Below are 14,125 nucleotides of genomic sequence, written 5' to 3' on the forward strand. Positions count from 1 at the left end.
CTAAGACGCATTTGTCATAATTATTTCATCCTTGAGACATCAAAGTTATATCGGTTTGCCACCACTCGTCTGCATCCTTCTCCATTCGTACCCTGGAACGCAAGTCCCAGCTGTTTCAGATGATTTACGCCCTCACGTTGCGAGGTGGCAGTCGCTGTCTATACTCGGGTGGGAATGGAGTTAGCTGATGACACCCGACTGCACACGCAGCAAGGCTCGGCGATTCAAGTTCGTAGTCTGAAAAAGCCGCTCCCTTGCCGCAGGTGAAAGCCGGCGGGATAAAAAGAACGATAAGGGGAACCCGCAATGATGCGACATCCACACGTCTGGATGGGCCTCCTGTTGTGGTCGATTTTCGGTCAGGCACAAGCGGCCTGGACTGTGAATATGGCGCCTGGAGCGACTGAAATCAGTCACGCAGTATTTGACCTGCACATGACCATTTTCTGGATCTGTGTAGTGATCGGCATCATCGTCTTCGGCGCCATGTTCTGGTCGATGATCCTCCACCGCCGCTCGACCGGGCAGGTGGCCGCAAAATTTCATGAAAGCACCACCGTTGAAATCCTCTGGACCATCGTGCCCTTCCTGATCCTGGTGGCCATGGCGGTTCCCGCGACCGCAACCCTGATCAAAATGTACGACGCCAGTGAGCCGGATATCGATATCCAGGTCACCGGCTATCAGTGGAAGTGGCACTACAAATACCTGGGCCAGGACGTTGAGTTCTTCAGCAACCTGACCACGCCCGCCGATCAGATCCACAACAAGGAAGCCAAGAGCGAGCACTACTTGCTTGAGGTCGACAAGCCTTTGGTGCTGCCGATCGGCGCCAAGGTGCGCTTCCTGGTGACTTCCGCCGACGTCATCCACTCCTGGTGGGTGCCGGCCTTTGCGGTCAAGCGCGATGCGATTCCGGGGTTCGTCAACGAAGCCTGGACCCGCGTCGACAAGCCCGGCCTCTACCGCGGTCAATGCGCCGAATTGTGCGGCAAGGATCACGGCTTCATGCCGATCGTGGTCGAGGTCAAGGAAAAGGCCGATTACGAAAAATGGCTGGCCGAGCGCAAGGCTGAAGCCCTGCAGCTTAAAGAGCTGACCACCAAGGAATGGACCCTCGACGAGCTCAAAGAGCGCGGCGACAAGATCTATCACACCACCTGCGTCGCCTGTCACCAGGCCGAAGGTCAGGGCCTGCCGCCGATGTTCCCGGCGCTCAAGGGCTCGAAAATCGCTACCGGACCGATCAAGGATCACTTGGGCATTGTCTTCCACGGCAAGCCTGGCACCGCCATGGCGGCGTTCGGCAAGCAGCTCTCGGAAGTCGATATCGCAGCGGTCGTGACCTACGAACGTAACGCCTGGGGCAACAACAAAGGCGACATGGTCACTCCTAAAGAAGTGCTGGAGCTGAAACAGGCGGAAAGCAAATGACCCGGTCTATTGCGCACTTAAGGAACCAGTCGGGGCATCGCGCCCCGGCCTGCCCAGCCCATCTGTTTGCAGGAGACAGGACATGACTGCTGTCGTCGATGACCATGTTCATACCGGCACCGCCCACGCCCACGGCCCCGCCAAAGGCCTGATGCGCTGGGTGCTGACTACCAACCACAAGGATATCGGCACGCTGTACCTGTGGTTCGCGTTCTCCATGTTCTTGCTCGGCGGCTCGTTCGCGATGGTGATTCGTGCCGAGTTGTTCCAGCCGGGGTTGCAAATCGTCCAGCCGGAGTTCTTCAACCAGATGACCACCATGCACGGTCTGGTGATGGTCTTCGGTGCGGTGATGCCGGCGTTCGTAGGCCTCGCCAACTGGATGATCCCGTTGATGATCGGCGCGCCGGACATGGCCCTGCCACGGATGAACAACTTCAGCTTCTGGCTATTGCCGGCGGCGTTCATCCTGCTGGTATCGACCCTGTTCACCCCCGGCGGTGGACCGAACTTCGGCTGGACGTTCTATGCCCCGCTGTCGACGACCTACGCACCGGAAAGCGTGACCTTCTTTATCTTCGCCATCCACTTGATGGGGATCAGTTCGATCATGGGCGCGATCAACGTGATCGCCACCATCCTCAACCTGCGCGCCCCCGGCATGACGTTGATGAAAATGCCGCTGTTCGTCTGGACCTGGCTGATTACCGCGTTCCTGCTGATCGCGGTGATGCCGGTACTGGCCGGCTGCGTGACGATGATGTTGATGGACATCCACTTCGGCACCAGCTTCTTCAGTGCCGCAGGTGGCGGTGACCCGGTGTTGTTCCAGCACGTGTTCTGGTTCTTCGGTCACCCCGAGGTGTACATCATGATCCTGCCGGCCTTCGGTGCCGTCAGCTCGATCATTCCGGCCTTCTCACGCAAGCCGCTGTTCGGCTACACCTCGATGGTCTATGCGACGGCGAGTATCGCGTTCCTGTCGTTCATCGTCTGGGCGCACCACATGTTCGTGGTCGGCATTCCGTTGGTGGGCGAGTTGTTCTTCATGTACGCCACGTTGCTGATCGCGGTGCCGACCGGAGTGAAGGTGTTCAACTGGGCCAGCACCATGTGGCAAGGCTCGCTGACCTTCGAGACACCGATGCTGTTTGCGGTGGCGTTCGTGATCCTGTTTTCCATCGGCGGTTTCTCCGGGTTGATGCTGGCCATCGCCCCGGCGGACTTCCAGTACCAGGACACCTACTTTGTGGTCGCCCACTTCCATTACGTACTGGTGCCTGGAGCGATCTTCGGGATCTTCGCCTCGGCCTACTACTGGATGCCGAAATGGACCGGCCACATGTATGACGAAACCCTCGGCAAGCTGCACTTCTGGCTCTCGTTCATCGGCATGAACATGGCGTTCTTCCCGATGCACTTCGTGGGGCTGGCGGGTATGCCACGGCGGATTCCCGACTACAACCTGCAATTCGCCGACTTCAACATGGTGTCGTCGATCGGTGCGTTCATGTTCGGCGCCACGCAGATCTTCTTCCTGTTCATCGTGATCAAGACCATCCGTGGTGGCCCACCCGCACCGGCCAAACCGTGGGATGGGGCCGAAGGCCTGGAATGGAGCATCCCGTCACCGGCGCCGTATCACACCTTCACCACGCCGCCGGAAGTGAAATGAACAGCCTGGCCTTGGGAACTGGTGAAACCTTTGTGGCGAGGGGGTTTACCCCCGTTGGGCTGCGAAGCGGCCCCAAAACTGGTGACCGTGATGTATCAGGCATACCGCAGGCGCTGGTTTTACGACTGCTTCGCAGCCGAACGGGGGTAAACCCCCTCGCCACAGGGTTTTGCAAAGAGGTTAAGCACCGTGGCTGATTCCATCTCGTTGAAGAAGCTGGTCACCCGCCTGTTGCTGGTGGTGGTGGCGATGTTTGTCTTCGGGTTTGCCCTGGTGCCGATCTACGACGTGATGTGCAAGGCGTTCGGCATCAACGGCAAGACCGGCGGGCAGTATGAGGGCGAGCAAACGGTCGACACCTCGCGGCAGGTTCGCGTGCAGTTTCTGTCGACCAATTCCGCCGACATGTCCTGGGATTTCTACCCCAAGAGCGATGAGCTGACGGCTAATCCGGGGGCGGTGAACGAGATGATTTTCATCGCCCATAACCCGACCGATCGCCCGATGAGCGCCCAGGCGGTTCCGAGCATCGCGCCCAGCGCCGCGGCGGCGTACTTCCACAAGACCGAATGTTTCTGCTTTACCCAGCAAGTGCTGCAGCCCGGTCAACGGATCGAGATGCCGGTACGTTTCATCGTTGACCGTGACATGCCCAAGGATGTGAAGCACCTGACGCTTTCCTACACGCTGTTCGATATCACCGCACGTCATCCACCCGCGGCTGTTGCTGCAAACACCGGTGGCTAGGCGTTAAAGCGTGCCCGATAAGGAGAACAATAAATGGCAACTCATGAACATTATTACGTTCCGGCACAGAGCAAATGGCCGATCATTGCCACGGTCGGTATGTTCGTCACCGTGTTCGGCCTGGCCACCTGGTTCAACGACCTGAAGGCGGCGCGGCCGGAGTCCCACGGCCCGCTGATCTTTTTCGTCGGTGGCCTGCTGCTGGCCTACATGCTGTTCGGCTGGTTCGGTACGGTGATCAAGGAAAGCCGTCAGGGGTTGTACAGCGCACAGATGGATCGCTCGTTCCGCTGGGGCATGAGCTGGTTCATCTTCTCGGAGGTGATGTTCTTCATCGCGTTCTTCGGCGCGCTGTTTTATGTGAGAAACATTTCCGGCCCGGCACTCGGGGGTGAAGGAGTCAAAGGCATCGCGCACATGCTCTGGCCGAACTTCCAGTTCGCCTGGCCATTGCTGCATACCCCTGACCCGAAACTCTTTCCGCCACCCAAGGAAGTCATCAGCCCCTGGGGCCTGCCGCTGCTCAACACCGTCTTGCTGGTGAGTTCCAGCGTCACCGTGACCATCGCCCACCACGCCTTGAAAAAGGGCCATCGCGGCGCGCTGAAAATCTGGCTGGCGCTCACCGTGTTACTGGGCTGCGCGTTCCTTGGTTTTCAGGCCGAAGAATACATGCACGCCTACCACGAACTGGGCCTGACGCTCGGTTCGGGCATCTACGGCGCGACCTTCTTCATGCTCACTGGCTTCCACGGCGCCCACGTGACCATCGGCACCATCATCCTGTTTGTGATGTTGATGCGGATCATGCGCGGGCACTTCGACGCCGATCATCAGTTCGCGTTTGAAGCGGCGAGTTGGTACTGGCACTTCGTGGACGTGGTGTGGATCGGTCTGTTCGTTTTCGTCTACGTGCTCTGAGGCTTACCAAGGTACGTGCGACACCAACTGGCCGCTGAAAAAACCCCAGGCAATCAAGCCAACGGTAATAGCGGCCAGCGCCACACGAACACTCAAGGCAATGACGAGGCGGTTCGAGCTGCTGTCGTCCTTGACCAAAAAAAACAGGCCGCTGAACAGGCTGACAACCGTGGCAATCAGCATCAGGACGATGGCTGCTTTGAGCATGGTGAAACTCCGGGGGAAAGGCGATGCACTTGAGTATAGCTATCGCGACTACCGACTTTCTGGCGACGCCATGAAGCGTTTCCGGCCGGGCATCGTGCCGACCCTGGTGGTCGCGGTGTTGTTGCCCATGCTGGTGTCACTCGGGTTCTGGCAATTGAGCCGGGGCGCAGAGAAAAGCGCGCTGCTGCAAAGCTACACCGAGCGCCGTGCCGCCGAACCGATGGCCAGCACCGAGCTGCAACACACCGCAGATCCGGCCTTCCGCCGGGTTCACCTGCACGGCCAGTTCGATACCGCCCACAGCCTGTTGCTGGATAACCGTCAGCGTGGCGGCAAGGTTGGCGTCGAGCTGCTGCAACCGTTTCAGGATCAGGCAACCGGGCTCTGGCTGCTGGTCAATCGCGGCTGGCTGCCGTGGCCGGATCGCCGCACCCCACCGCAATTCACCACACCGACTCAGGCCTTGAGTCTCGTTGCCTGGGTCTACGTCTCCCCCGGCGCCACCTTCCAGTTGCACGCCGACCCGAATACCGCCACGTGGCCACAACTGGTTACCGCAGTTGAACCCGCCAGGCTCTGGACGGCGCTGGATCGCGAAGGTTTTGCCTACGAATTACGCGCAGAAAGCGCTCCCGCGACTTACCAGGCTGACTGGCCGGTAGTCGCCATGGGACCGGAAAAACACCTGGCTTATGCCGTGCAGTGGTTCGCCATGTCGATCGCCCTGTTCGGCCTCTATCTCTATCTCGGCTGGCACAACGCAAAGGAGAAACACCATGGGAGCGGCCATGAATCCACCCAGCATGTCTGAGGCGAAATCGCCGGCGAGTCGGCGCAAGGGTCGCTTGCAGTTGCTGCTGATCCTGCTTGGGGTGATCGGTCCGATGATCCTCGCCACCGGCATGTACAAATTGCAGTTCTGGGTGCCGGAAGGTCGCAGCTATCACGGCGAACTGATCGGCAACGGCCAGACCCGCGCCGACCTCGGCGTGCAGGCGCAGGAGGATCGTTGGCAAATACTGGTGACCGCGCCCAAGGATTGTTCGGTGGACTGCCAGCAACTGGTGTACCTGGCGCGGCAGATCCAGATCGGCCTCGGCCGTGATGCCGGGCGCGCCAGTCATGCCTTGGCCGCAGCGCAACCGCTGAGCAGTGAATACGACGCCAAGCTGAGGCGCGAGTATCCTCAATTGCAGCGCTATCCACTGAGCCTGACCGACTTCCATAAAACTGCCGGCGACCAGGCTGTGCCGCAGCTGTGGATCATCGACCCTCACGGCAATCTGGTGCTGCGCTACGACCCGACGGTGAAGGGTAAGGATCTGCTCAACGACCTGCGCCATTTGCTGAAACTGTCGAACATCGGATAAGGGCATCGTCATGGCCAAACCTGGATTTCGCCTCGCGCTGTTTGCCACCTTGCTGGCACTGATTGTGGTGTTGCTCGGCGCCTACACCCGCCTGACCCACGCCGGCCTCGGCTGCCCGGACTGGCCGGGTTGCTACGGCTTTATCAGCGTGCCGAAAAGCGAAGTTCAATTGGCCCATGCCGAACTGCATTTTCCCGATGCTCCCGTCGAAGCCCATAAGGGCTGGAACGAGATGGTTCACCGCTACTTCGCCGGCACGCTGGGGCTGTTGATCTCGGTGCTGGCGGGGCGCGCCTGGGTTCATCGTCGATATCCAGGGCAGCCGGTGAAGTTGCCGTTGTTTTTGCTGGCCGTGGTGATTGCCCAAGCGGCATTCGGCATGTGGACGGTAACGCTCAAGCTCTGGCCACAAGTGGTCACCGGGCATTTGCTCGGCGGCTTTGCGACGTTGAGCCTGTTGTTTTTGCTGACCTTGCGATTGTCCGGCGTGTTGCCGGCGCTGACCGTGCCACGGCGTTTGCAGTACTGGGCGACCGCCGGGTTACTGCTGGTGATCCTGCAAATTGCCTTGGGTGGCTGGGTCAGTTCCAACTACGCGGCGGTGGCCTGTATCGACTTCCCGACCTGTCACGGTCAGTGGCTGCCGCCCGCGGACTTCGCCAACGGTTTTCACCTGACTCAACACATCGGCCCCAATTACCTCGGCGGGCAACTGGACAGCGATGCCCGCACCGCGATTCATCTGACTCACCGCATCGGCGCTTTGCTGGTGACGCTGGTGCTGCTGGGGCTGGCCTGGCAACTGAAAGTCGTCGGCATGACGCGGTTGGCCGGGTTGGTGCTGATCGCCCTCGCCGCGCAAATCACCCTCGGCATCAGCAATGTGCTGTTTCACCTGCCGTTGCCAGTGGCCGTCGCGCATAACGCGGGCGGCGCGGCACTGTTGCTGACGATGGTGCTGGTCAATTATCACGCGCGAACCAGTCTGGTTCGGGTCAAGCAGCAACCCCCTGCGCGCTGGCGGTTCAGCCCGCGCAAACACTCAGCCGGGCCCATAACAATAAAAGGAGAGATGCCATGGCGACTCTGATCGGCGCACGTCACAGTCAGGCGATCTGGCGTGACTACCTGGAGCTGACCAAGCCGAAAGTGGTGGTGCTGATGCTCATCACCTCGCTGGTCGGCATGTTCCTCGCGACCCGCGCCGGGGTGCCGTGGACGGTGCTCGTGTTCGGCAACCTGGGGATTGCCTTGTGTGCCGGCGGTGCGGCGGCGGTCAACCATGTCGTGGACCGGCGGATCGATGCGGTCATGGCCCGCACGCACAAACGTCCCCTGGCCGAAGGTCGGGTGTCGCCTGCGGCCGCGCTGACATTTGCCTTGGTATTGGCGGTGCTTGGGCAAGCCATACTGCTAGCCTTCACCAATCCGCTCACGGCCTGGCTGACCCTGGCCTCGCTGCTCGGCTATGCGGTGGTCTACACCGGTTTCCTGAAACGCGCGACGCCACAAAACATCGTCATCGGAGGCCTGGCCGGCGCTGCCCCACCACTGCTCGGCTGGACCGCCGCCACTGGGCATGTCAGCGCCGAACCCTTGCTGTTGGTGTTGATCATCTTCGCCTGGACCCCGCCGCACTTCTGGGCGCTGGCCATTCACCGCAAAGAGGAATACGCCAAGGCCGATATTCCGATGCTGCCGGTGACCCATGGCGAGCACTACACCAAGGTCCACATCCTGCTTTATACCTTCGCGCTGCTGGCCGTGAGCTTGATGCCGTACGTGATCCACATGAGCGGTGTGCTCTACCTGATTTGCGCGCTGGGACTTGGCGCGAGGTTTCTGCAATGGGCCGTGGTGCTGTACCGTGGCACTCGGCCGCACGCGGCGATCAACACCTTCAAGTACTCTATTTACTACTTGTTCTTGCTGTTTATCGCGCTGCTCGTAGACCACTACTTACTGTTGAACCTATGACTCGAACCCAGAAAACCGTCTTCATCCTCGTTGCCCTGATCGCGCTGGTCCTGGGCCTGACCATCAACAAAGTGCTGTCCGGCAAGGGCCAGGGCGACCCGACCGCTCTGATCGATGCCGGGATCATTCTGCTGCCGCAAAGCCGCAACCTGCCGGCCGTCACCATGACCGATCAGAACGGCAAGCCAGTGGCGGTCAACGAGCTGAAAGACAAATGGTCGCTGCTGTTCTTCGGCTACACCTTCTGCCCCGACATCTGCCCGACCACCCTCGCCCAACTGCGCCAGATCAAAAGCGAGCTGCCGCCAGAGGCTGTGGCCAAATTGCAGATCATTCTGGTCAGCGTCGACCCGAACCGCGACACGCCCCAGCAGCTCAAGCAGTACCTGGGCTACTTCGATCCGCAGTTCCAGGGGCTGACGGCGGCGTCGGTTGAAGACATTCAGAAACTGGCCAATGCGGTGAGCATTCCGTTTATTCCGGCGGACACCAGCAAGCCGAACTACACCGTCGATCACAGCGGCAACCTGGCGGTGATCGGGCCGGACGGGACGCAGCGTGGGTTCATTCGGGCGCCGTTGAACAACGTGAAACTGGTGGCGCAGTTGCCGGTGATGCTTACCCGTAAATAACCACCACAAAAACCTGTGGGAGCGAGCCTGCTCGCGATGGGGCCATCACACCTGACATCTAAGTTGACTGACCCACCGCAATCGCGAGCAGGCTCGCTCCCACAGTGGTCCGTATTCCAGGCATAAAAAACGGGGACGCAATCAATGCGTCCCCGTTTTCTTATTGCTTGTCAGATCAGAACGCCGGCAACACCGCGCCTTTGTACTTCTCAAGGATGAAGGCTTTCACTTCCGGACTGTGCAGGGCAGCAATCAGCTTCTTCATCGCTTCGCTGTCCTTGTCGTCTGGACGGGCAACGAGAATGTTCACGTAAGGCGAGTCGCTGCCTTCGATGACCAGCGCGTCCTTGGACGGATCAAGCTTGGCTTCCAGCGCGTAGTTGGTGTTGATCAGTGCCAGGTCGACCTGGGTCAGCACGCGCGGGATGGTCGCGGCTTCCAGTTCACGGAATTTCAGGTCCTTGGTGTTCTCGGTGATGTCCTTGACGGTCGCGAGGATGTTGTTCGAATCCTTCAACTTGATCAGGCCAGCCTTCGCCAGCAGCAACAGCGCACGGCCGCCGTTGGTGGCGTCGTTCGGGATCACCACGTTGGCGCCGCCTGGCAGCTCGGTCAGCGCTTTGTACTTGCTGGAGTAAGCGCCCAGTGGTTCCAGGTGCACACCGGCAACGGCCACCAGGTTGGTGCCCTTGGCCTTGTTGAATTCATCGAGGTACGGCTGGTGCTGGAAGAAGTTGGCGTCCAGACGTTTTTCGGCCACCTGCACGTTCGGCTGGATGTAGTCGGTGAAGACTTTGACCTTCAGGTCCACGCCTTCTTTGGCCAGGGCCGGTTTCACGAATTCGAGGATTTCTGCGTGCGGAACCGGGGTGGCCGCGACGGTCAGGGTTTCATCGGCCTGAGCAGAGAACGCTGCAACGGCAGCGAACGCGACGAGTAGTTTTTTCATTCAGCTAACTCCTTGTGAGGCGCCCGTTTGGCGCCTGCCAGCGAATGGCCGGCTCATGTCTTGTTTACGAGAACTGTTTATTTTCTGGAGAAGTGTACGACCAGCTTGTCGCCAACCATTTGCAGAACCTGCACCAGCACAAGCAACAGCACGACGGTGACGATCATCACATCGGTCTGGAAACGCTGGTAGCCGAAACGGATCGCCAGGTCGCCCAACCCACCGGCACCGACTACACCGGCCATCGCCGTGTAGGACACCAGTGTAATAGCCGTCACCGTAATCGCCGCGTAAATGCCCGGACGGGCCTCTGGCAGCAAGGCGTTGAGGATGATCTGCTTGGTGGTCGCGCCCATGGCCTGGGTTGCTTCAATGATGCCGCGATCCACCTCACGCAGAGCGGTTTCCACAAGTCGCCCGAAAAACGGCGTGGCGCCCACCACCAGCGGCGGAATCGCACCGGCGACGCCCAGCGAAGTGCCGGTGATCAGCACGGTGAACGGGATCATCACGATCAGCAGGATGATGAAGGGCAGCGAGCGCAGGATGTTCACCATCAGCGACATCAGCCCATAGGCCACGCGGTTTTCAAGCAACTGGCGCGGGCTGCACAGGAACAACAGCACCCCCAGTGGCAGGCCGAGCAGGATGGTGAACAGCAGCGAACCTCCGAGCATCTGCATCGTGTCGCTGGTGGCCAGGCCGATTTCCGCCCAATCGATGTTTTTGAAGAACTCTTTAGCCGCTTCAATAAATGCGTCGTACGATTCCATCAGCGCAGCACCTCCATGTGGACGTCAGCTGCAGTGAAGTGGGCGAACGCCGCTTCCATGTCGCCACCGGTAACGGCCAGGGTCAACTGCCCGTAGGGCACATCTTTGATGCGGTCGATACGACCGGCCAGGATGCTGTAGTCCACGCCCGTTTCACGAGCGACGGTGCCCAGCAGCGGTGCGTAGGTCGATTCGCCCTGAAAAGTCAGACGCACGATGCGGCCTGGAACGTGAGCGAAGTCGTCGCGCTGTTCGCTTTCGTCGATCTGCTCGTCTTCTTGCACGAAGCGCTTGGTGGTCGGGTGCTTCGGATGCAGGAAGACCTCGGCAACCGAACCTTGCTCGACGATCTCGCCAGCGTCCATCACCGCGACCTGGTCGCAGACCCGGCGGATCACGTCCATCTCGTGGGTGATCAACACGATGGTCAGCTTCAGCTCGCGATTGATCTCGGCCAGCAATTGCAGAACCGACGCGGTGGTCTGCGGGTCCAGTGCGCTGGTGGCTTCGTCGCACAACAGGATTTTCGGCTTGGTCGCCAGGGCGCGGGCAATGCCGACACGCTGCTTCTGGCCACCGGACAACTGCGCCGGGTACTTCTTGGCGTGGTCGGACAGGCCGACTCGCTTCAGCAATTCGGCCACACGCCGGTCAATCTCACTGCGTGACAGCTCACCGGCCAGGGTCAGCGGCAGCGCGACGTTGTCGGCCACGGTCTTGGACGCCAGCAAGTTGAAGTGCTGGAAAATCATCCCGACCTGCTGACGGAAGCGTCGCAGGCTGTTGGCGTCAAGCGCGGTGACTTCTTCGCCGTCGACAAATATCTTGCCGCCACTGGACTCTTCCAGGCGATTGATCAGACGCAGCAGGGTACTTTTTCCCGCACCGGAATGGCCGATCAGGCCGTAGACCTGACCGTTCTCAATCGTCAGATTGGTCGGATGCAGGGCGGGAATATCCTTACCGGCGACGCGGTAGGTTTTGTGGACGTTTTGAAACTCGATCACGTAGCGAACCTTGTGGGGCGCGTTGGAAAAGGATCAGCGGTTAGCCGGGCGCGCATTTTAGCCTGTCCGTATAGAGGTTATTAGCATTTATTCCGCATTCAACCTTCCATTTGGCAATAACGCGATCAAAGGTTAGAAAAAAGGAACGGCGCAAAACGTCGTCAGTCACTAATTAGGCAACTCGAAACGCCCCGGTCCGTGCCTGGGGTATTGCTCAAGAGTCCTGGCTACGGCGGGATCGCAACGAGGAGTTTTGTCTGATGAGTACTAAGAAACCTGCCGCAACCAAAAGCGCACTGGCCGGGACCGATACCCCGGACCGCGGTAACACCAATGCCAAGCTCGACAGCCTGGAGCAATTCCGCTCCGACGCCACTGAACAGGCCCTGCGCACTAACCAGGGCGTGAAAGTCTCGGACAACCAGAACACGTTGAAGGCCGGCGCCCGCGGCCCATCGTTGCTGGAAGATTTCATCATGCGTGAAAAGATCACGCACTTTGACCATGAACGCATTCCCGAGCGCATCGTCCATGCCCGCGGCACCGGCGCACACGGCTATTTCCAGAGCTATGAAACCCATTCCGTGCTGACCAAGGCCGGGTTCCTGCAAGACCCCAGCCAAAAAACCCCGGTCTTCGTCCGCTTCTCCACGGTGCAGGGGCCTCGTGGGTCGGGCGATACCGTGCGGGACGTACGAGGTTTCGCGGTGAAGTTTTTCACCGACGAAGGCAACTTCGACCTGGTGGGCAACAACATGCCGGTGTTTTTCATTCAGGATGCGATCAAGTTTCCTGACTTCGTGCATGCGGTGAAACCCGAGCCGCACAATGAGATACCCACTGGCGGTTCAGCTCACGATACCTTTTGGGATTTTGTCTCTCTGGTACCGGAGTCGGCGCACATGGTGATCTGGACCATGTCCGACCGGGCGATCCCGAAAAGCCTGCGCAGCATGCAAGGCTTCGGCGTGCACACCTTCCGCCTGATCAATGCCGAAGGTAAATCGCGCTTCGTCAAATTCCACTGGCGCCCCACTGCCGGGACCTGTTCGCTGGTGTGGGATGAAGCGCAAAAACTCGCCGGTAAAGACACGGATTTCCACCGCCGCGATCTCTGGGAGTCGATCGAGATGGGCGACTACCCGCAATGGGAACTGGGCGTACAGATCATCGAGGAGGAGAACGAACATACATTCGACTTCGACATCCTCGACCCTACCAAGCTGATCCCGGAAGAACTGGTGCCGATCACCCCACTGGGCAAAATGACCCTCAACCGTAACCCCGATAACTTCTTCGCCGAAACCGAACAGGTCGCCTTCTGCCCTGGGCATATCGTGCCGGGGATCGACTTTTCCAACGATCCATTGCTGCAAGGCCGACTGTTTTCCTACACCGATACGCAAATCAGCCGACTCGGCGGGCCGAACTTTCACGAGATCCCGATCAACCGCCCGGTGGCACCGTTCCACAATGGTCAACGGGATGCGCTGCATCGCACCACCATCGACAAGGGCCGCGCGTCCTACGAGCCGAACTCCATTGATAGCGGCTGGCCAAAAGAAACGCCACCGGCAGCCCAGGATGGCGGCTTTGAAAGTTATCCAGAGCGCATCGACGCCAACAAGATCCGTCAGCGCAGCGAGTCCTTCAGCGACCACTTCTCCCAGGCGCGGCTGTTTTTTCACAGCATGAGCAAGCACGAGCAGGAGCACATCATCTCGGCTTACAGCTTCGAGTTGGGCAAGGTTGAGCGGGCGTTCATCCGCGCGCGCCAGGTGAATGAGATTCTGGCCAACATCGATCTGGATCTGGCCAAGCGCGTGGCGCAGAACCTGGGGTTGCCAGCGCCCAAAGCCGGGACGATCGAAGTACGCAAAACCTCACCGGATCGCTCGCCGGCCCTGAGTCAGGCCAACTTGCTGCCGGCGGATATCAAAACCCGCAAAGTGGCAATCCTGGCCGCCAATGGCGTCGATGGTGCAGCGATTGATGCCATGAAGAAAGCGCTGAAGGCCGAAGGTGCGCACGCCAAACTGCTCGGCCCGACGTCTGCTCCTGTGACCACCGCCGATGGCAAGGCATTGCCGGTCGATGCGTCGATGGAAGGCTTGCCTTCAGTGGCGTTCGATGCGGTGTTTGTGCCCGGTGGCGCGGCGTCGATCAAGGCGTTGAGCACTGACGGCGTGGCGCTGCATTACGTGCTGGAGGCGTACAAGCACTTGAAGGCGATTGCGCTGCAGGGCGAGGCCAAACAGTTGCTGGATGTGTTGAAGCTGGAGGCTGATGCGGGGTTGATCGTGGGGGCGGATGCGAAGTTGATCAAACCGTTTTTTGCCGCGATCGGGCAGCATCGGGTGTGGGACAGGGAGCCTAAGGCCAAGGCGATTCCGGCTTAAGGTTTTGTGTAAATAGTGAGGACGCCATCGCGGG

At 59.7% G+C, this 14,125-nt stretch carries 14 protein-coding genes; 10 read left to right on the forward strand and 4 right to left on the reverse strand.

The annotated features are described in order from the left end of the window. Window positions 1–306 precede the first annotated feature (306 nt). From coxB to PMI27_RS14255, 4 genes are all read left to right on the forward strand, one after another. The gene (gene coxB, locus PMI27_RS14270) at window positions 307–1,434 is read left to right on the forward strand and encodes a cytochrome c oxidase subunit II (RefSeq protein WP_008152478.1); all 1,128 of its coding nucleotides are present in this window, start codon (window positions 307–309) and stop codon (window positions 1,432–1,434) included. 82 nt (window positions 1,435–1,516) lie between these two features. Beyond that, window positions 1,517–3,109 carry a cytochrome c oxidase subunit I gene (gene ctaD, locus PMI27_RS14265; RefSeq protein WP_008152477.1) on the forward strand — a complete coding sequence of 531 codons (1,593 nt, stop codon included), beginning with the start codon at window positions 1,517–1,519 and terminating at the stop codon, window positions 3,107–3,109. A 189-nt stretch (window positions 3,110–3,298) separates the two neighbouring features. Next, window positions 3,299–3,856, forward strand: coding sequence for a cytochrome c oxidase assembly protein (locus PMI27_RS14260; RefSeq protein ID WP_008152475.1), 558 nt, complete (start codon window positions 3,299–3,301; stop codon window positions 3,854–3,856). Between the two features lie 33 nt (window positions 3,857–3,889). Beyond that, entirely contained in the window at window positions 3,890–4,777 is an 888-nt protein-coding gene (locus PMI27_RS14255; RefSeq protein WP_008152473.1) for a cytochrome c oxidase subunit 3, read from the forward strand. Window positions 4,778–4,780: 3 nt separating this feature from the next. Here the strand turns inward: PMI27_RS14255 and PMI27_RS14250 are convergent, their stop codons facing one another. Beyond that, window positions 4,781–4,984 (reverse strand): twin transmembrane helix small protein, encoded by a 204-nt coding sequence (locus PMI27_RS14250; protein ID WP_008152470.1) that lies wholly within the window; start codon window positions 4,982–4,984, stop codon window positions 4,781–4,783. A 70-nt stretch (window positions 4,985–5,054) separates the two neighbouring features. Between PMI27_RS14250 and PMI27_RS14245 the strand changes: the two genes are divergently transcribed. From PMI27_RS14245 to PMI27_RS14225, 5 genes are read left to right on the forward strand one after another with little or no spacing between them, the layout of a single operon-like run. Next, window positions 5,055–5,795 carry an SURF1 family protein gene (locus tag PMI27_RS14245; protein ID WP_008152469.1) on the forward strand — a complete coding sequence of 247 codons (741 nt, stop codon included), beginning with the start codon at window positions 5,055–5,057 and terminating at the stop codon, window positions 5,793–5,795. Next, on the forward strand, window positions 5,761–6,354 hold the full coding sequence (locus PMI27_RS14240; RefSeq protein ID WP_008152467.1) for a hypothetical protein: 594 nt from the start codon (window positions 5,761–5,763) through the stop codon (window positions 6,352–6,354). The genes PMI27_RS14245 and PMI27_RS14240 overlap by 35 nt, the downstream gene beginning before the upstream one ends. Before the next feature lie 10 nt (window positions 6,355–6,364). Then, window positions 6,365–7,444 carry a COX15/CtaA family protein gene (locus PMI27_RS14235; protein ID WP_008152465.1) on the forward strand — a complete coding sequence of 360 codons (1,080 nt, stop codon included), beginning with the start codon at window positions 6,365–6,367 and terminating at the stop codon, window positions 7,442–7,444. Then, a complete protein-coding gene (cyoE, locus tag PMI27_RS14230) occupies window positions 7,432–8,331 on the forward strand; it encodes a heme o synthase (protein ID WP_008152463.1) in 900 nt (299 codons plus the stop codon). The genes PMI27_RS14235 and cyoE overlap by 13 nt, the downstream gene beginning before the upstream one ends. Next, window positions 8,328–8,963, forward strand: a complete 636-nt coding sequence (locus tag PMI27_RS14225; RefSeq protein WP_008152461.1) for an SCO family protein — start codon at window positions 8,328–8,330, stop codon at window positions 8,961–8,963. Before cyoE ends, PMI27_RS14225 begins: the two co-directional genes overlap by 4 nt. Window positions 8,964–9,138: 175 nt before the next feature. On the opposite strand, the gene PMI27_RS14220 is transcribed toward PMI27_RS14225, so the two are convergent. The 3 genes from PMI27_RS14220 to PMI27_RS14210 all read right to left on the reverse strand — a co-directional run bounded on the left by PMI27_RS14220 (window position 9,139) and on the right by PMI27_RS14210 (window position 11,692). Then, complete coding sequence (locus PMI27_RS14220) at window positions 9,139–9,912, reverse strand: MetQ/NlpA family ABC transporter substrate-binding protein (RefSeq protein ID WP_008152460.1); 774 nt, start codon at window positions 9,910–9,912, stop codon at window positions 9,139–9,141. 77 nt (window positions 9,913–9,989) lie between these two features. Further along, complete coding sequence (locus PMI27_RS14215) at window positions 9,990–10,685, reverse strand: methionine ABC transporter permease (RefSeq protein ID WP_008152458.1); 696 nt, start codon at window positions 10,683–10,685, stop codon at window positions 9,990–9,992. After that, window positions 10,685–11,692, reverse strand: coding sequence for a methionine ABC transporter ATP-binding protein (locus PMI27_RS14210; RefSeq protein ID WP_008152457.1), 1,008 nt, complete (start codon window positions 11,690–11,692; stop codon window positions 10,685–10,687). The genes PMI27_RS14215 and PMI27_RS14210 overlap by 1 nt, the downstream gene beginning before the upstream one ends. 260 nt (window positions 11,693–11,952) lie before the next feature. Here PMI27_RS14210 and katE point away from each other — a divergent pair, with 260 nt between their 5' ends. After that, window positions 11,953–14,091 carry a catalase HPII gene (gene katE, locus PMI27_RS14205; RefSeq protein ID WP_008152454.1) on the forward strand — a complete coding sequence of 713 codons (2,139 nt, stop codon included), beginning with the start codon at window positions 11,953–11,955 and terminating at the stop codon, window positions 14,089–14,091. Window positions 14,092–14,125: the final 34 nt, after the last annotated feature.

Origin of the sequence: Pseudomonas sp. GM41(2012), assembly GCF_000282315.2 — a bacterium.
In the GTDB taxonomy this organism is placed as follows: domain Bacteria; phylum Pseudomonadota; class Gammaproteobacteria; order Pseudomonadales; family Pseudomonadaceae; genus Aquipseudomonas.